Raw genomic sequence first — 16,643 nt, forward strand, 5'->3', positions numbered from 1 at the left:
CTGTGGTTCCTCCCCTCGTTACCAGACGTAGGCGAGGACTTCCCCGCCTACTCCACGCTTGCCGGCCTGCTTGTCAGTCATGAGGCCGCCGGACGTCGAGATGATCGCGACGCCCAGACCGCCCAGGACTCGGGGCAGGTTGTCCTTCTTTGCATAGACCCGCAGACCGGGCTTGGAAACCCGGCGCAAGCCCGCGAGCGAACGCTCACGGCTCGGCCCGAACTTGAGCTCCACCACGAGGTTCTTGCCGACCTTGGCGTCCTCGACGCTCCAGGCCTGGATGTAACCCTCCTGCTGGAGGATCTCGGCGATGTGCGCCTTGATCTTCGAGTAGGGCATGGTCACGGTGTCGTGATAAGCCGAGTTCGCGTTACGCAGACGCGTCAGCATGTCTGCGATCGGGTCGGTCATCGTCATGGCCGGTGGCCTTCCTCACTGCGGTTTCCCACGCTTTCATTCGCGTCTTCGACGCGAGGCGGGGACCTACGGTGTGGTCGTGGGCGCTGGTGACAGCGCCCGGATTGATATGACTTCTGGTGTTGTACGGCCGGTTACCCGGGAGGGTTACCAGCTCGACTTGGCGATGCCGGGCAGCTCGCCCCGGTGCGCCATCTCGCGGAAGCAGATGCGGCACAGGCCGAACTTGCGGTAGACAGCGCGGGGACGACCGCAGCGCGAACACCGAGTGTACGCCCTGACCTCGAACTTCTGCTTGCGCGCTGCCTTGACCTTCAGCGACGTCTTCGCCATGATCAGGCCTCCTTGAAGGGGAATCCGAGGAGCTTCAGCAGCGCCCGGCCCTGCTCGTCGTTCTTCGCGGTGGTCACGACCGTGATGTCCATGCCCCGCTGCCGGTCCACCCTGTCCTGGTCGACCTCGTGGAACATGACCTGCTCGGTCAGCCCGAAGGTGTAGTTGCCGTTGCCGTCGAACTGCTTCGGCGACAGGCCACGGAAGTCCCGGATACGCGGAAGCGCGAGCGACAGCAGCCGGTCGAGGAACTCCCACATGCGGTCGCCGCGCAGCGTCACGTGAGCACCGATCGGCATGCCCTCGCGGAGCTTGAACTGCGCGATGGACTTGCGGGCGCGGGCGACGGCCGGCTTCTGACCGGTGATCGCGGTGAGGTCGCGCACGGCGCCCTCGATGAGCTTCGAGTCGCGGGCGGCCTCGCCGACGCCCATGTTCACCTTGATCTTGGTGATCGTGGGCACCAGCATGATGTTCTCGATGCCGAACTCCTCGCGCAGCTTCGCGATGATCTCATCGCGGTAGCGCTGCTTGAGGCGCGGAACGGTGCGCTGAACCTCAGTGGACTCAGTGGTGGTGGCGGTCATCAGCTGTCCTCACCCGTCTCGTCGGCCTTCTTCTCGGCCTTCTTCGCGGGCTTGTTCTCGGGCTTCTCGTCATCCTTGAGCTTCTTGACGTTGCTCACGTGGATGGGGGCCTCCATGGTCTGCACGCCGCCTTCCTTGGCGCCGCGCGGACCCTGGTGGGTCACCTTGGAGTGCTTCTTGATCAGGTTCACGCCCTCGACCACCACGCGGTCCTCGCGCGGGAAGGCGGCGATGATCCTGCCCTTGGCACCCTTGTCCTTGCCGGCGATGACCTGGACCAGGTCACCCTTCTTCACATGCAGCTTCGGCATTACAACACCTCCGGCGCGAGCGAGATGATGCGCATGAACTTCTTGTCGCGCAGCTCGCGGCCGACCGGGCCGAAGATACGCGTGCCCCGGGGGTCACCACTGTCCTTGATGATGACCGCGGCGTTCTCGTCGAAGCGGATGTAGGAGCCGTCGGGGCGGCGGCGCTCCTTGACGGTGCGCACCACGACAGCCTTGACAACGTCGCCTTTTTTCACGCCGCCGCCGGGAATGGCGTCCTTCACCGTCGCAACGATGATGTCGCCGATTCCCGCGTAGCGCCGACCCGAGCCGCCGAGCACGCGGATGCAGAGAATCTCCTTGGCACCCGTGTTGTCGGCGACCTTGAGCCGCGACTCCTGCTGGATCACGTCTACTCCTGTGTGTCGCGCCGGTTCTCACCTTCGCGGTGAGCCTGGCGGAACCTGATGTGGTCTTTTTCCCTCGGCGACAGCCGTACCGACCGCCGCCGCGGGCGGACCGGGCCTCTGGACGGCCCAGCCCCTTGGACACCGTCATGGGGGGTGGTCTCCCACCCCCCACGAGGCGCGTCTTGTGTTACTTGGCCTTCTCGAGGATCTCGACGACCCGCCAGCGCTTGCTGGCGGACAGCGGCCGGGTCTCCATCAGGAGGACGCGGTCGCCGACGCCGCACGAGTTCTGCTCGTCGTGGGCCTTGTACTTCGTCGTACGGCGGATGACCTTGCCGTACAGCGGGTGCTTGACGCGGTCCTCGACGGCGACGACGACGGTCTTGTCCATCTTGTCGCTGACGACCAGACCCTCGCGGGTCTTGCGGTAGTTCCGCGCCTGCTTCTCGGTTGCCTCGGTTGTCTCAGTTGTTTCAGCCATCGCTCGACTCCTTCTCGACCGTGACGATGCCGAGCTCCCGCTCGCGCATCACGGTGTAGATACGGGCGATCTCGCGGCGGACGGCGCGCAGCCGCCCGTGGCTCTCCAACTGTCCGGTCGCCGCCTGGAAGCGGAGGTTGAACAGCTCCTCCTTGGCTTCCTTCAGCTTCTGGACCAGGACGTCCTGGTCCTCCACACGCAGCTCACCGGCGGTCAGGCCCTTAGCCATCACGCCTCACCCACTTCACGCTTAACGAAACGGCACTTCATGGGGAGCTTGTGCATCGCGCGCCGCAGGGCCTCACGGGCCACGGGCTCGGCGACACCGGACAGCTCGAACATGACACGGCCGGGCTTGACATTGGCGATCCACCACTCCGGAGAACCCTTACCGGAACCCATGCGGGTCTCGGCCGGCTTCTTGGTGAGGGGACGGTCCGGGTAGATGTTGATCCACACCTTGCCGCCACGGCGGATGTGCCGGGTCATGGCGATACGAGCGGCCTCGATCTGACGGTTGGTCACGTAGGAGTGCTCAAGCGCCTGGATGCCGAACTCGCCGAAGACGACCCTGGTGCCGCCCTTGGCGGCTCCGCTGCGGTCAGGCCGGTGCTGCTTGCGGTGCTTGACCCTGCGAGGGATCAGCATGGTCAGCTCCCTTCAGCACCCGGCTGCTCCGCCGGGCCGGTCTCGGGGGCAGCCTGGGAGGCGGCCTCGGTTCTGGGTGCGCGGTCAGTACGGCCGGCCGCTCCGCCACCACGACGGGGACGGTCGCCGCCGCCACCACGACGCGGACGGTCGGCGCCGGCGCCGGCGCCACGACGGTCGTCGCGCTCACGACGCTGGCCCGCACGTGCGCCGGCCGCGGCGGCCTCGCGCTCGGCGCGGCTGGTCGGGGCCTCGCCCTTGTAGATCCACACCTTCACGCCGATCCGGCCGAAGGTGGTGCGAGCCTCGTAGAAGCCGTAGTCGATGTCCGCGCGGAGCGTGTGCAGGGGCACGCGGCCCTCGCGGTAGAACTCCGAGCGGGACATCTCAGCGCCGCCGAGACGACCGGAGCACTGGACACGGATGCCCTTGGCGCCGCTCTTCATGGCGGACTGCATGGCCTTGCGCATGGCCCGGCGGAACGAGACGCGGCTGGACAGCTGCTCAGCCACGCCCTGCGCGACGAGCTGCGCGTCGATCTCGGGGTTCTTCACCTCGAGGATGTTCAGCTGGACCTGCTTCTTGGTCAGCTTCTCCAGGTCGCCGCGGATGCGGTCGGCCTCGGCGCCACGGCGGCCGATCACGATGCCCGGACGGGCCGTGTGGATGTCGACCTGGACGCGGTCGGTCGTGCGCTCGATCTCGACCTTGGAGATGCCGGCCCGCTCCATGCCCTTCTGCAGCATGCGACGGATCGCCACGTCCTCGGCGACGTACGACTTGTACAGCTTGTCGGCGTACCACCGGCTCTTGAAGTCGGTCGTGATGCCGAGGCGGAACCCGTGCGGGTTAACCTTCTGGCCCACTAGCGGGTCCTTCCCTTCGGCTCGCGGGACTCCACGATCACAGTGATGTGGCTCGTCCGCTTGTTGATCCGATAGGCACGACCCTGGGCGCGCGGGCGGAACCGCTTGAGCGTCGGTCCCTCGTCAACCCACGCGCGGCTCACGACGAGCGTGTCCCGGTCGAGCTTGAAGTTGTGCTCCGCGTTCGCGATCGCGCTGGAGAGCACCTTGTATACGGTCTCGCTCGCCGACTGGGGAGCGAACTGCAGCACGGCCTGCGCCTCCGAAGCGGGCAGCCCGCGAATGAGGTCCACCACTCGGCGGGCCTTCCGGGGCGTGTGGCGCGCGAACCGCGCCTGTGCCCTGGCTTCCATCGCTGTCTCCTCTGATGCTTGCTTGAAGGCGCTTACCGCCGGCTGCGGCGGTCTTCCTTGACGTGGCTGCGGAACGTCCGCGTGGGGGCGAACTCTCCGAGCTTGTGGCCGATCATCGACTCGGTGACGAACACCGGGACGTGCTTGCGGCCGTCGTGCACGGCGATCGTGTGGCCCAGCATGTCGGGCACGATCATGGAGCGCCGCGACCACGTCTTGATGACGTTCTTGGTGCCCTTCTCGTTCTGGACGTCGACCTTCTTCTGAAGGTGGTCGTCCACGAAGGGACCCTTCTTAAGGCTACGTGGCATCTCGGCTGCTCCTACCGCTTCTTCCTCTTGCTCCGACGACGGATGATCAGCCGGTCGCTGGGCTTGTTCGCCTGCCTGGTGCGGCCCTCGGGCTTGCCCTTGGGGTTCACCGGGTGACGACCGCCGGAGGTCTTGCCCTCACCACCACCGTGCGGGTGGTCGACCGGGTTCATGGCGACACCGCGGACCGTGGGGCGCTTGCCCTTCCAACGGTTACGGCCGGCCTTACCGATGTTGATGTTGGCCTGCTCGGCGTTGCCCACCTGGCCCACAGAGGCCCGGCAGCGCACGTCGACCTGGCGCATTTCTCCGGAGGGCATACGCAGCGTGGCGTAGGTGCCCTCCTTGGCGAGCAACTGGATCTGCGCGCCGGCGCTGCGGCCGAGCTTGGCGCCACCACCCGGACGGAGCTCCACCGCGTGGATGAAGGTACCGGTCGGGATGTTGCGCAGCGGCAGGCAGTTGCCCGGCTTGATGTCGGCGCCGGGGCCGTTCTCGATACGGTCCCCCTGCTTGAGGCCGGCCGGCGCGAGGATGTATCGCTTCTCGCCGTCGGCGTAGTGCAGCAGCGCGATGCGGGAGGTCCGGTTCGGGTCGTACTCGATGTGAGCGACCTTGGCCGGGATCCCGTCCTTGTCGTGGCGGCGGAAGTCGATGATCCGGTAGGCGCGCTTGTGCCCGCCTCCCTGGTGCCGGGCGGTCACCCGGCCATGGACGTTGCGGCCGCCCTTGCTGTGCAGGGGAGCAAGCAGCGACTTCTCGGGCGTGCTGCGCGTGATCTCGGCGAAGTCCGAGACGCTCGCGCCGCGGCGACCGGGGGTCGTCGGCTTGTATTTACGGATGCCCATCTTTTTCGTTCATCCTTCGTCGGCTCATACCGGTCGGGGTCCGCCTCACGGCGGTCCCCCCGGTGCTAACTACTGGGGTCGTGGCGCCCCGCCTCATCGGCCGGGCGCCCTTCCCTCGTGCGGCGGACGCTCAGCCGATCTGACCGAAGATGTCGATCCGATCGCCCTCCACCAGGCTCACAATCGCGCGCTTGGTGTCGGGGCGCTGGCCGTAGCCGTGCCGGGTCCGCTTCCGCTTGCCCTGGCGGTTGATCGTGTTCACGCTGGTGACCTTGACGCCGAAGATCTGCTCAACAGCGATCTTCACCTGCGTCTTGTTGGCACCCTGGCGCACCAGGAACGTGTACTTGTTGTGCTCATCGATCAGGCCGTAGCTCTTCTCGGAGACAATCGGCTTGAGGATGATGTCGCGCGGGTCGGCGATCTTCTGCATCAGGCCTCTTCCTTCCCGCTCTTCGCCAGCCGCGCCACGATCTGGTCGTAGGCCTCCTGAGTGAAGACCACGTCGTCGTAGCACAGCACGTCGTAGGTGTTCAGCTGGCCCGCGTCCAGGAGGTGGACCTCGGGCGCGTTGCGCAGGCTCAGCCAGGTGAACTCGTCGTTCTCGTCGACCACGACGAGGACGCTACGAGCCTGCGTGATCTTGCGGAGCGCCTCCAGGGCGGCCTTCGTCTTCGGCGTGTCGCCGGTGACCAGGCTGCTCACCACGTGGACGCGACCGCCGCCGGCCCGGTCCGAGAGGGCGCCGCGAAGGGCGGCCGCCTTCATCTTCTTGGGCGTCCGCTGCTCGTACGAGCGCGGCTGCGGGCCGTGGACGACACCACCGCCGGCGAACTGCGGGGCGCGGGTCGAGCCCTGGCGGGCGCGGCCGGTGCCCTTCTGGCGGTACGGCTTCTTGCCGCCGCCGCGGACGTCACCGCGGGTCTTGGTCGCGTGGGTGCCCTGCCGGCGAGCGGCGAGCTGCGCGACGACGACCTGGTGGATCAGCGGGACGTTGACCTTGGCGCCGAAGACGTCCTCCGGCAGGTCGACGGTCCCCGTCTTGGCGCCGCCGGCGTCGAGGACGTCAATGGTGGTGCTCACTTGGCAGCCCCCTTCTTGGCAGCGGTGCGGATGAGGACCAGGCTGCCGTTGGCGCCGGGGATCGCACCCTTGATGAGGATGAGGCCCTTGTCGGCGTCCACGGCGTGAACCTTGAGGCTCTGGATGGTGGTGCGGACGTTGCCCATCCGGCCGGCCATGCGCAGGCCCTTGAAGACGCGGCCCGGGGTGGCGCAGCCGCCGATGGAACCGGGCGAGCGGTGCTTGCGCTGGGTACCGTGCGAAGCGCTCAGACCACGGAAGTTGTGGCGCTTCATGACACCCGCGAAACCCTTGCCCTTGCTCTTGCCGGTGACGTCGATGTACTGCCCGGCCTCGAAGGTGTCCGCGGTGACCTCCTGGCCGAGGGTGTACTCGGAGGCGTCGTCCGTACGGACCTCGACGAAGTAACGGCGCGGCGTGATGTCGTGCTTGCGCAGGTAGTCGCCGAGCGGCTTGTTGACCTTGCGCGGGTCCACCTGCCCGTAACCGATCTGGACGGCGGAGTAGCCGTCCTTCTCCGGAGTGCGGACCCGGGTCACCACGCACGGACCGGCCTCGACGACCGTCACCGGAACCAGCCGGTTCGCCTCGTCGAAGACCTGGGTCATGCCGAGCTTCTTGCCCAGGACGCCCTTGATCTGCTTAGCCATGTCAGTGCGTTCCCTCAGAGCTTGATCGAAATGTCGACGCCGGCAGGGAGGTCGAGCCGCATGAGCGAGTCGACGGTCTTGGGCGTCGGGTCGATGATGTCAATCAGCCGCTTGTGCGTACGCATCTCGAAGTGCTCGCGGCTGTCCTTGTACTTGTGCGGCGACCGGATCACGCAGTACACGTTCTTCTCGGTCGGCAGCGGCACCGGGCCAGCGACCTTGGCGCCGGTCCGCGTCACCGTCTCGACGATCTTCTTGGCCGAGCTGTCGATGACCTCGTGGTCATACGCCTTGAGCCGGATGCGGATCTTCTGTCCCGCCATAATGGCCTCGGTGTCCTTCGCTGTCGTCCTATAAAGCTTCACGCGGCCTGTTGCCGCTGGTCGTTCCACGCGACCGACGTGCCGGACGGTGTCCGGTGTTCCGTGATCTGGCAGTCGTTTCGGACACACCCTGCCGAAACCACTGCGAGATCACGGTCTTGTCGTCCGTGGGGCGGGATCGTCTCCGACCCCTTCGTGGCGTGGCGGTCAGGCCGTGCCGGGCCCGACCGCCACTCCGCGGTGGTGCTACTTGATGATCTTGGTCACGCGACCGGCGCCGACGGTGCGGCCGCCCTCGCGGATCGCGAACTTGAGGCCGTCCTCCATCGCGATCGGCTGGATGAGCTGGACGGTCATCTCGGTGTTGTCACCGGGCATGACCATCTCGGTGCCCTCCGGCAGGTTCACGACACCGGTCACGTCCGTGGTACGGAAGTAGAACTGCGGCCGGTAGTTGTTGAAGAACGGCGTGTGCCGGCCGCCCTCGTCCTTGGACAGGATGTAGACCTGCGCCTCGAACTCGGTGTGCGGGGTGGTCGTGCCCGGCTTGATGACACACTGGCCGCGCTCGACGTCCTCACGCTTGATGCCACGCAGGAGCAGACCGACGTTGTCACCGGCCTGGCCCTCGTCGAGGAGCTTGCGGAACATCTCGACACCGGTGACGGTGGTCGTGGTGCTCTTCTCCTTGATGCCGATGATGTCGACGGTCTCGTTGACCTTGACGACACCGCGCTCGATACGGCCGGTGACGACGGTGCCACGACCGGTGATCGAGAAGACGTCCTCGATCGGCATCAGGAACGGCTTGTCGGTGTCACGGACCGGCTCGGGGACGTTCTCGTCCACGGCGGTCATGAGCTCGATGATGGAGTCGGCCCACTTCTCGTCGCCCTCAAGCGCCTTCAGCGCCGAGACGCGGACGACCGGCAGGTCGTCGCCCGGGAACTCCTGGGCGGAGAGCAGCTCGCGGACCTCGAGCTCGACGAGCTCCAGGATCTCCTCGTCGTCCACCATGTCGGCCTTGTTCAGCGCGACGACGATGTAGGGGACGCCGACCTGGCGGGCCAGGAGGACGTGCTCCTTCGTCTGCGGCATCGGGCCGTCGGTGGCGGCGACCACCAGGATCGCGCCGTCCATCTGCGCGGCACCGGTGATCATGTTCTTCACGTAGTCGGCGTGACCGGGGCAGTCAACGTGAGCGTAGTGACGCTTCTCGGTCTGGTACTCGACGTGCGCGATGGAGATGGTGATTCCGCGCGCCTTCTCCTCGGGCGCCTTGTCGATCTTGTCGAACGGAGTCGCCTCGTTGAGCTGCGGGAAACGGTCGTGAAGCACCTTGGTGATCGCCGCGGTCAGAGTGGTCTTGCCGTGGTCGATGTGCCCAATGGTGCCGATGTTCACGTGCGGCTTGTTCCGCTCGAACTTGGCCTTGGCCACTGGTCTGTCTCCTTGAGATTCTGACTTGACTTGCGTCTTCTAACTCAGGCTCCGTACGGCGGGACGCCCGACAGCGCCCCACCATACGCAGAGGAACACGATTTCTTCGGCGGAACAGGTCCGCCGCGGAAGTCCTATTCGCCCCGAGCCTTCGCGACGATCTCCTTGGCGATGCCCGGGGGCACCTCCGAGTAGGAGTCGAACTGCATGCTGTAGACGGCCCGGCCCTGGGTCTTGCTGCGCAAGTCACCCACGTAACCGAACATCTCTGACAGCGGGACGAGAGCCTTGATGACCTTGGCCCCGGTCCGGTCTTCCATCGCCTGGATCTGTCCGCGGCGACCGTTGAGGTCACCGATGACATCACCCATGTAGTCCTCGGGCGTGGTGACCTCAACGGCCATCATCGGCTCGAGGATTACGGCGTCCGCCCGGCGAGCGGCCTCCTTGAAGGCCATCGACCCGGCGATCTTGAAAGCCATTTCGGACGAGTCGACCTCGTGGAAGGCGCCGTCCTGCAGGGTCACCTTCACCCCGACCATGGGGTAGCCGGCGAGGACACCGAACTCGGCGGCCTCCTGGGCGCCCGCGTCGACCGACGGGATGTACTCCCGCGGGATGCGGCCACCGCTGACCTTGTTCTGGAACTCGTAGCCGTCGTTGCCCTCGCCCAGCGGCTCCAGGTCGATGATCACGCGCGCGAACTGGCCGGAACCACCGGTCTGCTTCTTGTGCGTGTACTCGACCTTCTCCACCTTGCGGCGGATGGTCTCGCGGTAGGCGACCTGCGGGCGGCCGACGTTCGCCTCGACCTTGAACTCGCGGCGCATGCGGTCGACGAGGATCTCCAGGTGGAGCTCGCCCATACCCGCGATGACCGTCTGCCCGGTCTCCTCGTCACGACGGACCTGGAAGGACGGGTCCTCCTCGGCCAGTCGCTGGATCGCGGTGCCCAGCTTCTCCTGGTCGCCCTTGGTCTTGGGCTCGATGGCCACGCTGATGACCGGCGCGGGGAAGTTCATCGACTCCAGGATCACCTGGTTCGCCGGGTCGCTGAGGGTGTCACCGGTGGTGGTGTCCTTCAGGCCCATGACGGCGACGATCTGACCGGCTGCCGCGGACGGGCGCTCCTCGCGCTTGTTCGCGTGCATCTGGTAGATCTTGCCGATCCGCTCCTTCTTGCCCTTGGTCGAGTTGATGACCCCGGTGCCTGCCTCGAGCGTGCCCGAGTAGATGCGGATGTAGGTGAGCTTGCCCAGGTGCTGGTCGCTCATGATCTTGAAGGCCAGCGCGGCGAACGGCTCAGCCGGGTCCGCGTGGCGCTCGATGATCTGCTCCTCGTTGTTCACCGCGTGACCCTTGAAGGCCGGGATGTCGGTGGGCGCGGGGAGGTAGGCCACGATCGCGTCGAGCAGGGGCTGCACGCCCTTGTTCTTGAACGCGGTGCCGCAGAGGACCGGGTTGAGCGCGCTGGCGACGGTCGCCCGCCGGATCGCCGCGACCAACTGCTCCTCGGTGGGCTCGACACCCTCGAGGAACAGCTCCATGAGCTCGTCGTCGTTCTCGGCGACGGTCTCCACGAGCTTGTCCCGCCACTCCCGGGCCACGTCGGCGTGGTCGGCCGGGATGTCGACGACGTCGTACATCTCGCCCTTGGCCGCCTCGGCGCTCCAGATCAGGCCCTTCATCTTCACCAGGTCGATGACGCCCTTGAAGTCGGCCTCAACGCCCCAGGGAAGCTGGATGACCAGCGGGGTCGCGCCCAGACGGGACACGATCATGTCGACGCAGCGGTGGAACTCCGCGCCGACCCGGTCCATCTTGTTGACGAAGCAGATGCGGGGCACGCCGTACCGGTCGGCCTGCCGCCAGACCGTCTCCGACTGCGGCTCGACACCCGCGACGGCGTCGAACACCGCGACGGCACCGTCGAGGACGCGGAGCGAGCGCTCCACCTCGACCGTGAAGTCCACGTGGCCCGGCGTGTCGATGATGTTGATGGTGTGACCGAGCCACTCGCAGGTCGTCGCGGCAGACGTGATCGTGATGCCGCGCTCCTGCTCCTGCTCCATCCAGTCCATCGTGGCAGCGCCCTCGTGGACTTCACCGATCTTGTAGTTGATACCGGTGTAGAACAGGATGCGCTCGGTCGTCGTGGTCTTGCCCGCGTCGATATGGGCCATGATCCCGATGTTGCGGACCTTGGCCAGGTCAAGAGCGGTCGTGGTGGCCACTTCTCTCGCGTCCTTAACTCGTCGTCGGTGCCGACTACCAGCGGTAGTGGGCGAAGGCCTTGTTGGACTCGGCCATCTTGTGCGTGTCCTCGCGCCGCTTGACGCTGGCACCGAGGCCGTTGCTCGCGTCGAGGAGCTCGTTCATGAGCCTCTCGGTCATGGTCTTCTCGCGACGCGCCCGGGAGTACTGGACGAGCCAGCGCAGGGCCAGCGTGGTGCTGCGCGCGGCACGCACCTCGACCGGCACCTGGTAGGTCGCGCCACCGACGCGGCGGCTGCGCACCTCCAGGGTGGGCTTGACGTTGTCGAGCGCGCGCTTCAGGGTGACGACCGGGTCGTTGCCCGTCTTCTCGCGGCAGCCCTCAAGGGCGCCGTAGACGATCGACTGGGCGATCGAGCGCTTGCCGTCCAGGAGAACCTTGTTGATCAGCGCGGTGACCAGCGGCGAGTTGTGCACCGGGTCAGCGACCAGCTGGCGGCGGCCAGGGGAACCCTTGCGCGGCATGTCAGCTCTTCTCCTTCTTCGCGCCGTAGCGGCTGCGGGCCTGCTTGCGGTTGCGGACACCCTGGGTGTCCAGCGAGCCGCGGATGATCTTGTAGCGAACACCCGGCAGGTCCTTCACACGACCGCCACGCACGAGCACGATCGAGTGCTCCTGAAGGTTGTGACCCACACCCGGGATGTAAGCCGTGACCTCGATGCCGTTGGTGAGCCGAACACGCGCCACCTTGCGCAGCGCCGAGTTGGGCTTCTTGGGGGTCGTGGTGTAAACGCGGGTGCAAACGCCGCGCCGCTGAGGGCTCCCCTTGAGGGCAGGAGTCTTGGTCTTGCTGACCTTGTCCTGCCGGCCCTTGCGGACCAACTGCTGAATGGTGGGCACCGCGTCTCCGTTTCGTGCCTAGCCGGTGATACGTAGGTTCCCGGACGAGATCGCCTCGCGGCTTTCCCTTCCAGGTCGTGCTTTCGCAGGTGCTGCCGGTATCATGACCTGCTGGTTTTCTGTCTCCTTCGACCCACGCGGTCGGGCGTGTCGCGCACTCGTCGCGCCACACCCGTGCAGATCCGGCCGATCTGGAGGGGTCACGCGGCGCTCCTACCGCCTCCATCTGAGGAAACGGCCCCTGAGCGCACGCATGCGAGCCCATGAACCCATGGGCACGAAGGAAAAGACTACCCAGCCCTTTGCAACACGTCAAAACGGCTGCCGCCGGGTCGTCGTGATCCGTGCCATGGTCCCCACGACCCGCTTCTACGCAGACCGCTATTGGGCTCCCGGCAAGTCTACCCGCACACGCCGACTCATCCGGCCATTTCCTCGCCGTGATCATGTACAGGTTCCCGCGTGCCCGGCGTGAGCTGCGCCCACCCTTACCGTGATCATGCACAGATTCCCGGCACACGTCCCGACCTGCGCCTGCTCTCGGCCTGATCATGCAAAAGCGCCCGGAGCGGGTTCCCCCACTCCGGGCGCTTAGTACTGCTAGGGCGGCTGCCTCGCGACTCAGCGGCCGTACTGGCCGAAGTCGTACTCCTCCAGCGGGACGGCCTCGCCGCTGCCGGTGCCGAACGTGTAGTCCGCCGCGGAGCCGTCGTAGCCGCCGACCGTGTACATCGCGGCCTTGGCCTCCTCGGTGGGCTCCACCCGGATGTTGCGGTACTGGGGCATGCCCGTACCGGCCGGGATGAGCTTACCGATGATGACGTTCTCCTTGAGGCCGAGCAGCGAGTCCGACTTGGCGTGGATCGCCGCGTCGGTGAGCACCCGCGTCGTCTCCTGGAAGGACGCCGCCGACAGCCACGACTCGGTGGCCAGCGAGGCCTTCGTGATGCCCATGAGGACCGGACGTCCGGAGGCCGGCTGGCCGCCCTCCGCCACGGTCTCCCTGTTGAGCACCTCGAAGCGCGGCCGCTCGACGAGCTCGCCGGGCAGCAGCTCGGTGTCGCCCGACTCCAGCACGTTCACGCGCTTGAGCATCTGGCGGACGATGACCTCGATGTGCTTGTCGTGGATCGACACACCCTGCGAGCGGTAGACCTGCTGCACCTCCTCCACCAGGTGGAGCTGTACGGCACGCGGGCCGAGGATGCGCAGGACCTCGTTCGGGTTGCGGGCGCCGGCGACGAGGAGCTGACCGACCTCGACGTGCTGGCCCTCGGAGACGAGGAGCCTCGACCGCATCGACACCGGGTAGGCGATCTCCTCGGAGCCGTCGTCCGGAGTGATGACGATCTTGCGCGTCTTGTCGGTCTCGTCGATCCGGACCCGGCCGGTGACCTCGCTGATCGGGGCGACACCCTTGGGGATGCGCGCCTCGAACAGCTCCTGGACACGCGGCAGACCGTGGGTGATGTCCGCACCGGCCACACCACCGGTGTGGAAGGTACGCATGGTCAGCTGGGTGCCGGGCTCACCGATCGACTGGGCCGCGATGATGCCGACGGCCTCGCCGACGTCGACCAGCTTGCCGGTGGCCAGCGAACGGCCGTAGCAGGTCGCGCAGACACCGATCTTGGCCTCGCACACCAGGGTGCTGCGGGTCCTGACCGTCTCGACCCCGGCCTCGACGAGCGCCGTGACCGTCAGGTCGTTGATGTCGGTGCCGACCGAGGCGATCAGCTTGCCGTCCACCTCGACGTCCTCGGCCAGGATCCGGCCGTGCACGTTGCTCTCGGCGTTCTCGGCCTTGACCAGCCTGCCCTGGGCGTCACGCTCGCCGACGTGCAGCGGGACCGCGCGGTCCGTGCCACAGTCGATCTCGCGGACGATGACGTCCTGGGCCACGTCGACCAGACGACGGGTCAGGTAGCCGGAGTCGGCGGTCCGCAGCGCGGTGTCCGCCAGGCCCTTCCGCTGGCCGTGGGTGGAGATGAAGTACTCCAGGACCGACAGGCCCTCGCGGAACGAGGACTTGATCGGGCGCGGGATCGTCTCACCCTTGGTGTTGGACACCAGGCCGCGGATGCCGGCGATCTGCCGGACCTGCATCTTGTTACCGCGGGCGCCGGAGTTGACCATCATCCAGACCGGGTTGGTCGCCGGGAACGCGTTGACCATGTCGGTCTCGACGTCCGCCGTCGCGTGGGTCCAGATCTCGATGAGCTCCTGGCGGCGCTCCTCGTCGGTGATCAGACCGCGGTCGTACTCGCGCTGGACCTTGTCGGCCCGCTTCTCGTACGACTCCATGATCGCCGCCTTGTTCGGCGGGGCCACGACGTCCTCGATCGAGATGGTCACACCGGCGCGGGTCGCCCAGTAGAAGCCCGCGTCCTTGAGCGCGTCCAGCGCGTTCGCGACCTCGACCTTCGGGTACGTCTCGGCCAGCTCGTTGACGATCGCGGAGAGCTGCTTCTTGCCGACCTGGTAGTTCACGAAGGGGTAGTTGTCCGGCAGCGTCTGGTTGAACAGGCACCGGCCCAGCGTGGTCTCCAGGCGGATCGGCTCACCGGCCTCCCAGGCGTCCGGAGCCTCCCAGCCGCGCGGCGGCGGGACGTCCTTGAGACGGACCTGGATCTTGGCCTGCATGTCCAGCTCGTGGCGGTCGTAGGCCATGAGGGCCTCCGACACCGAGGCGAACACGCGGCCCGAGCCGGTGGCGTCGTCCTTGTCCGTGGTCAGCCAGTACAGACCGATGACCATGTCCTGGGTGGGCATCGTCACCGGCTTGCCGTCGGCCGGCTTGAGGATGTTGTTGGTCGACAGCATCAGGATGCGTGCCTCGGCCTGGGCCTCGGCCGACAGCGGCAGGTGCACGGCCATCTGGTCACCGTCGAAGTCCGCGTTGAACGCGGTGCAGACGAGCGGGTGGATCTGGATGGCCTTGCCCTCGACCAGCTGCGGCTCGAAGGCCTGGATGCCCAGGCGGTGCAGGGTCGGAGCGCGGTTGAGCAGCACCGGGTGCTCGGTGATGACCTCTTCCAGCACGTCCCACACGACCGGCCGGGCCCGCTCGACCATCCGCTTGGCCGACTTGATGTTCTGCGCGTGGTTCAGGTCGACCAGGCGCTTCATCACGAACGGCTTGAACAGCTCCAGCGCCATCTGCTTGGGCAGGCCGCACTGGTGCAGTTTGAGCTGCGGGCCGACGACGATGACCGAACGGCCGGAGTAGTCGACGCGCTTGCCGAGCAGGTTCTGCCGGAAACGGCCCTGCTTGCCCTTCAGCATGTCGCTGAGGGACTTCAGAGGCCGGTTGCCGGGGCCCGTGACCGGGCGGCCGCGGCGGCCGTTGTCGAACAGCGCGTCGACGGCCTCCTGGAGCATCCGCTTCTCGTTGTTCACGATGATCTCGGGCGCGCCGAGGTCGAGCAGACGCTTGAGCCGGTTGTTCCGGTTGATGACCCGGCGGTACAGGTCGTTCAGGTCGGAGGTCGCGAACCGGCCACCGTCGAGCTGCACCATGGGGCGCAGGTCCGGCGGGATGACCGGGATGCAGTCGAGCACCATGCCGCTCGGCGAGTTCCGCGTGTTGAGGAACGCCGCCACGACCTTGAGCCGCTTGAGGGCGCGGGCCTTCTTCTGACCCTTGCCGCTGCGGATGGTCTCGCGCAGGTTCTCCGCCTCGGCATCCAGGTCGAAGCTGTTCAGCCGCTCCTGGATGGCCTGGGCGCCCATGCCGCCGCGGAAGTAGCGGCCGAAACGGTCGCGCATCTCGCGGTAGAGCAGCTCGTCGCCCTCCAGGTCCTGGACCTTGAGGTTCTTGAAGCGGCTCCAGACCTCGTCGAGACGGTCCAGCTCGCGCTGGGCCCGGTCGCGGAGCTGTCGCATCTCGCGGTCGGCGCCCTCGCGCACCTTGCGGCGCGCGTCGCCCTTGGCGCCGGACGCCTCCAGCTCGGCCAGGTCGGCCTCGAGCTTCTTCTGGCGGGCCTCGATGTCGGCGTCGCGGCGCTGCTCGATGTGCTGCCGCTCGACGGAGATCTTGGCCTCCAGCGACGGCAGGTCGCGGTCACGCATCTCGGCGTCGACATGCGTGATCATGTAGGCCGCGAAGTAGATGACCTTCTCCAGGTCCTTCGGGGCCAGGTCGAGCAGGTAGCCGAGGCGCGACGGGACGCCCTTGAAGTACCAGATGTGGGTGACGGGCGCGGCCAGCTCGATGTGGCCCATCCGCTCACGGCGCACCTTGGCGCGGGTGACCTCGACGCCACAGCGCTCACAGATGATGCCCTTGAAGCGGACGCGCTTGTACTTGCCGCAGTAGCACTCCCAGTCCCGGGTCGGACCGAAGATCTTCTCGCAGAAGAGCCCGTCCTTTTCCGGCTTGAGAGTCCGGTAGTTGATCGTCTCCGGCTTCTTCACCTCGCCGTGAGACCACTGCCGGATGTCGTCAGCGGTCGCCAGGCCGATACGCAGTTCGTCGAAGAAGTTGACGTCGAGCACTTTTGATCCCCT

21 protein-coding genes are annotated in these 16,643 nt (G+C 66.8%); all 21 read right to left on the minus strand.

What is annotated here, in order from left to right; all coding sequences use genetic code 11:
* Positions 1-18: 18 nt before the first annotated feature.
* The gene (rpsH, locus tag ABH927_RS11110; protein WP_066933619.1) at positions 19-417 is read right to left on the minus strand and encodes a 30S ribosomal protein S8; all 399 of its coding nucleotides are present in this window, start codon (positions 415-417) and stop codon (positions 19-21) included.
* A 147-nt stretch (positions 418-564) separates the two neighbouring features.
* Positions 565-750 carry a type Z 30S ribosomal protein S14 gene (locus ABH927_RS11115; protein WP_261581150.1) on the minus strand — a complete coding sequence of 62 codons (186 nt, stop codon included), beginning with the start codon at positions 748-750 and terminating at the stop codon, positions 565-567.
* Positions 751-752: 2 nt separating this feature from the next.
* Entirely contained in the window at positions 753-1,337 is a 585-nt protein-coding gene (gene rplE / locus ABH927_RS11120) for a 50S ribosomal protein L5 (protein ID WP_370020520.1), read from the minus strand.
* Positions 1,337-1,639, minus strand: a complete 303-nt coding sequence (gene rplX / locus ABH927_RS11125) for a 50S ribosomal protein L24 (protein WP_261581836.1) — start codon at positions 1,637-1,639, stop codon at positions 1,337-1,339. The genes rplE and rplX overlap by 1 nt, the downstream gene beginning before the upstream one ends.
* Positions 1,640-1,647: 8 nt before the next feature.
* Positions 1,648-2,016 (minus strand): 50S ribosomal protein L14, encoded by a 369-nt coding sequence (rplN, locus tag ABH927_RS11130; RefSeq protein WP_055482781.1) that lies wholly within the window; start codon positions 2,014-2,016, stop codon positions 1,648-1,650.
* 187 nt (positions 2,017-2,203) lie between these two features.
* Positions 2,204-2,497, minus strand: a complete 294-nt coding sequence (gene rpsQ / locus ABH927_RS11135) for a 30S ribosomal protein S17 (protein ID WP_370020522.1) — start codon at positions 2,495-2,497, stop codon at positions 2,204-2,206.
* On the minus strand, positions 2,490-2,726 hold the full coding sequence (gene rpmC / locus ABH927_RS11140) for a 50S ribosomal protein L29 (RefSeq protein ID WP_061253673.1): 237 nt from the start codon (positions 2,724-2,726) through the stop codon (positions 2,490-2,492). Before rpmC ends, rpsQ begins: the two co-directional genes overlap by 8 nt.
* Positions 2,726-3,145, minus strand: coding sequence for a 50S ribosomal protein L16 (gene rplP / locus ABH927_RS11145; protein WP_370020524.1), 420 nt, complete (start codon positions 3,143-3,145; stop codon positions 2,726-2,728). Before rplP ends, rpmC begins: the two co-directional genes overlap by 1 nt.
* A 2-nt stretch (positions 3,146-3,147) precedes the next feature.
* The gene (rpsC, locus tag ABH927_RS11150; protein ID WP_370020526.1) at positions 3,148-4,011 is read right to left on the minus strand and encodes a 30S ribosomal protein S3; all 864 of its coding nucleotides are present in this window, start codon (positions 4,009-4,011) and stop codon (positions 3,148-3,150) included.
* Complete coding sequence (rplV, locus tag ABH927_RS11155) at positions 4,011-4,364, minus strand: 50S ribosomal protein L22 (RefSeq protein WP_370020528.1); 354 nt, start codon at positions 4,362-4,364, stop codon at positions 4,011-4,013. The genes rpsC and rplV overlap by 1 nt, the downstream gene beginning before the upstream one ends.
* Positions 4,365-4,396: 32 nt before the next feature.
* On the minus strand, positions 4,397-4,675 hold the full coding sequence (gene rpsS / locus ABH927_RS11160) for a 30S ribosomal protein S19 (RefSeq protein WP_012887835.1): 279 nt from the start codon (positions 4,673-4,675) through the stop codon (positions 4,397-4,399).
* Positions 4,676-4,686: 11 nt separating this feature from the next.
* Entirely contained in the window at positions 4,687-5,523 is an 837-nt protein-coding gene (rplB, locus tag ABH927_RS11165; RefSeq protein WP_370020530.1) for a 50S ribosomal protein L2, read from the minus strand.
* Positions 5,524-5,653: 130 nt separating this feature from the next.
* Positions 5,654-5,956: a 50S ribosomal protein L23 gene (gene rplW, locus ABH927_RS11170; protein ID WP_261581143.1), complete on the minus strand. Its 303-nt coding sequence runs from the start codon at positions 5,954-5,956 to the stop codon at positions 5,654-5,656.
* On the minus strand, positions 5,956-6,606 hold the full coding sequence (gene rplD / locus ABH927_RS11175; protein ID WP_370020533.1) for a 50S ribosomal protein L4: 651 nt from the start codon (positions 6,604-6,606) through the stop codon (positions 5,956-5,958). Before rplD ends, rplW begins: the two co-directional genes overlap by 1 nt.
* Entirely contained in the window at positions 6,603-7,256 is a 654-nt protein-coding gene (gene rplC / locus ABH927_RS11180; RefSeq protein ID WP_261581141.1) for a 50S ribosomal protein L3, read from the minus strand. Before rplC ends, rplD begins: the two co-directional genes overlap by 4 nt.
* Positions 7,257-7,270: 14 nt before the next feature.
* Positions 7,271-7,579: a 30S ribosomal protein S10 gene (rpsJ, locus tag ABH927_RS11185; RefSeq protein ID WP_012887830.1), complete on the minus strand. Its 309-nt coding sequence runs from the start codon at positions 7,577-7,579 to the stop codon at positions 7,271-7,273.
* Positions 7,580-7,825: 246 nt separating this feature from the next.
* Positions 7,826-9,019 carry an elongation factor Tu gene (tuf, locus tag ABH927_RS11190; RefSeq protein ID WP_370020535.1) on the minus strand — a complete coding sequence of 398 codons (1,194 nt, stop codon included), beginning with the start codon at positions 9,017-9,019 and terminating at the stop codon, positions 7,826-7,828.
* A gap of 134 nt (positions 9,020-9,153) precedes the next feature.
* Complete coding sequence (gene fusA, locus ABH927_RS11195) at positions 9,154-11,202, minus strand: elongation factor G (protein WP_370020817.1); 2,049 nt, start codon at positions 11,200-11,202, stop codon at positions 9,154-9,156.
* 85 nt (positions 11,203-11,287) lie between these two features.
* Positions 11,288-11,758 carry a 30S ribosomal protein S7 gene (gene rpsG / locus ABH927_RS11200; RefSeq protein WP_067174793.1) on the minus strand — a complete coding sequence of 157 codons (471 nt, stop codon included), beginning with the start codon at positions 11,756-11,758 and terminating at the stop codon, positions 11,288-11,290.
* A 1-nt stretch (position 11,759) separates the two neighbouring features.
* Positions 11,760-12,134 (minus strand): 30S ribosomal protein S12, encoded by a 375-nt coding sequence (gene rpsL / locus ABH927_RS11205; protein ID WP_061253213.1) that lies wholly within the window; start codon positions 12,132-12,134, stop codon positions 11,760-11,762.
* Positions 12,135-12,755: 621 nt separating this feature from the next.
* Positions 12,756-16,631 (minus strand): DNA-directed RNA polymerase subunit beta', encoded by a 3,876-nt coding sequence (locus ABH927_RS11210; protein ID WP_370020538.1) that lies wholly within the window; start codon positions 16,629-16,631, stop codon positions 12,756-12,758.
* Positions 16,632-16,643 lie beyond the last annotated feature (12 nt).

The organism is Planotetraspora sp. GP83, from assembly GCF_041262585.1.
GTDB lineage: Bacteria > Actinomycetota > Actinomycetes > Streptosporangiales > Streptosporangiaceae > JAOEGB01.

Bases quoted from the DNA above. Each gene is read 5' to 3' on its own strand.
- fusA (WP_370020817.1), bottom strand. From the start codon at position 11,202: ATGGCCCATATCGACGCGGGCAAGACCACGACGACCGAGCGCATCCTG.
- rpsQ (WP_370020522.1), bottom strand. From the start codon at position 2,497: ATGGCTGAAACAACTGAGACAACCGAGGCAACCGAGAAGCAGGCGCGG.
- rpsH (WP_066933619.1), bottom strand. From the start codon at position 417: ATGACGATGACCGACCCGATCGCAGACATGCTGACGCGTCTGCGTAAC.
- rplP (WP_370020524.1), bottom strand. From the start codon at position 3,145: ATGCTGATCCCTCGCAGGGTCAAGCACCGCAAGCAGCACCGGCCTGAC.
- rplC (WP_261581141.1), bottom strand. From the start codon at position 7,256: ATGGCTAAGCAGATCAAGGGCGTCCTGGGCAAGAAGCTCGGCATGACC.
- rpsJ (WP_012887830.1), bottom strand. From the start codon at position 7,579: ATGGCGGGACAGAAGATCCGCATCCGGCTCAAGGCGTATGACCACGAG.
- rpmC (WP_061253673.1), bottom strand. From the start codon at position 2,726: ATGGCTAAGGGCCTGACCGCCGGTGAGCTGCGTGTGGAGGACCAGGAC.
- rpsS (WP_012887835.1), bottom strand. From the start codon at position 4,675: ATGCCACGTAGCCTTAAGAAGGGTCCCTTCGTGGACGACCACCTTCAG.
- rplB (WP_370020530.1), bottom strand. From the start codon at position 5,523: ATGGGCATCCGTAAATACAAGCCGACGACCCCCGGTCGCCGCGGCGCG.
- rplE (WP_370020520.1), bottom strand. From the start codon at position 1,337: ATGACCGCCACCACCACTGAGTCCACTGAGGTTCAGCGCACCGTTCCG.
- ABH927_RS11115 (WP_261581150.1), bottom strand. From the start codon at position 750: ATGGCGAAGACGTCGCTGAAGGTCAAGGCAGCGCGCAAGCAGAAGTTC.
- rplW (WP_261581143.1), bottom strand. From the start codon at position 5,956: ATGCAGAAGATCGCCGACCCGCGCGACATCATCCTCAAGCCGATTGTC.
- rplV (WP_370020528.1), bottom strand. From the start codon at position 4,364: ATGGAAGCCAGGGCACAGGCGCGGTTCGCGCGCCACACGCCCCGGAAG.
- rpsG (WP_067174793.1), bottom strand. From the start codon at position 11,758: ATGCCGCGCAAGGGTTCCCCTGGCCGCCGCCAGCTGGTCGCTGACCCG.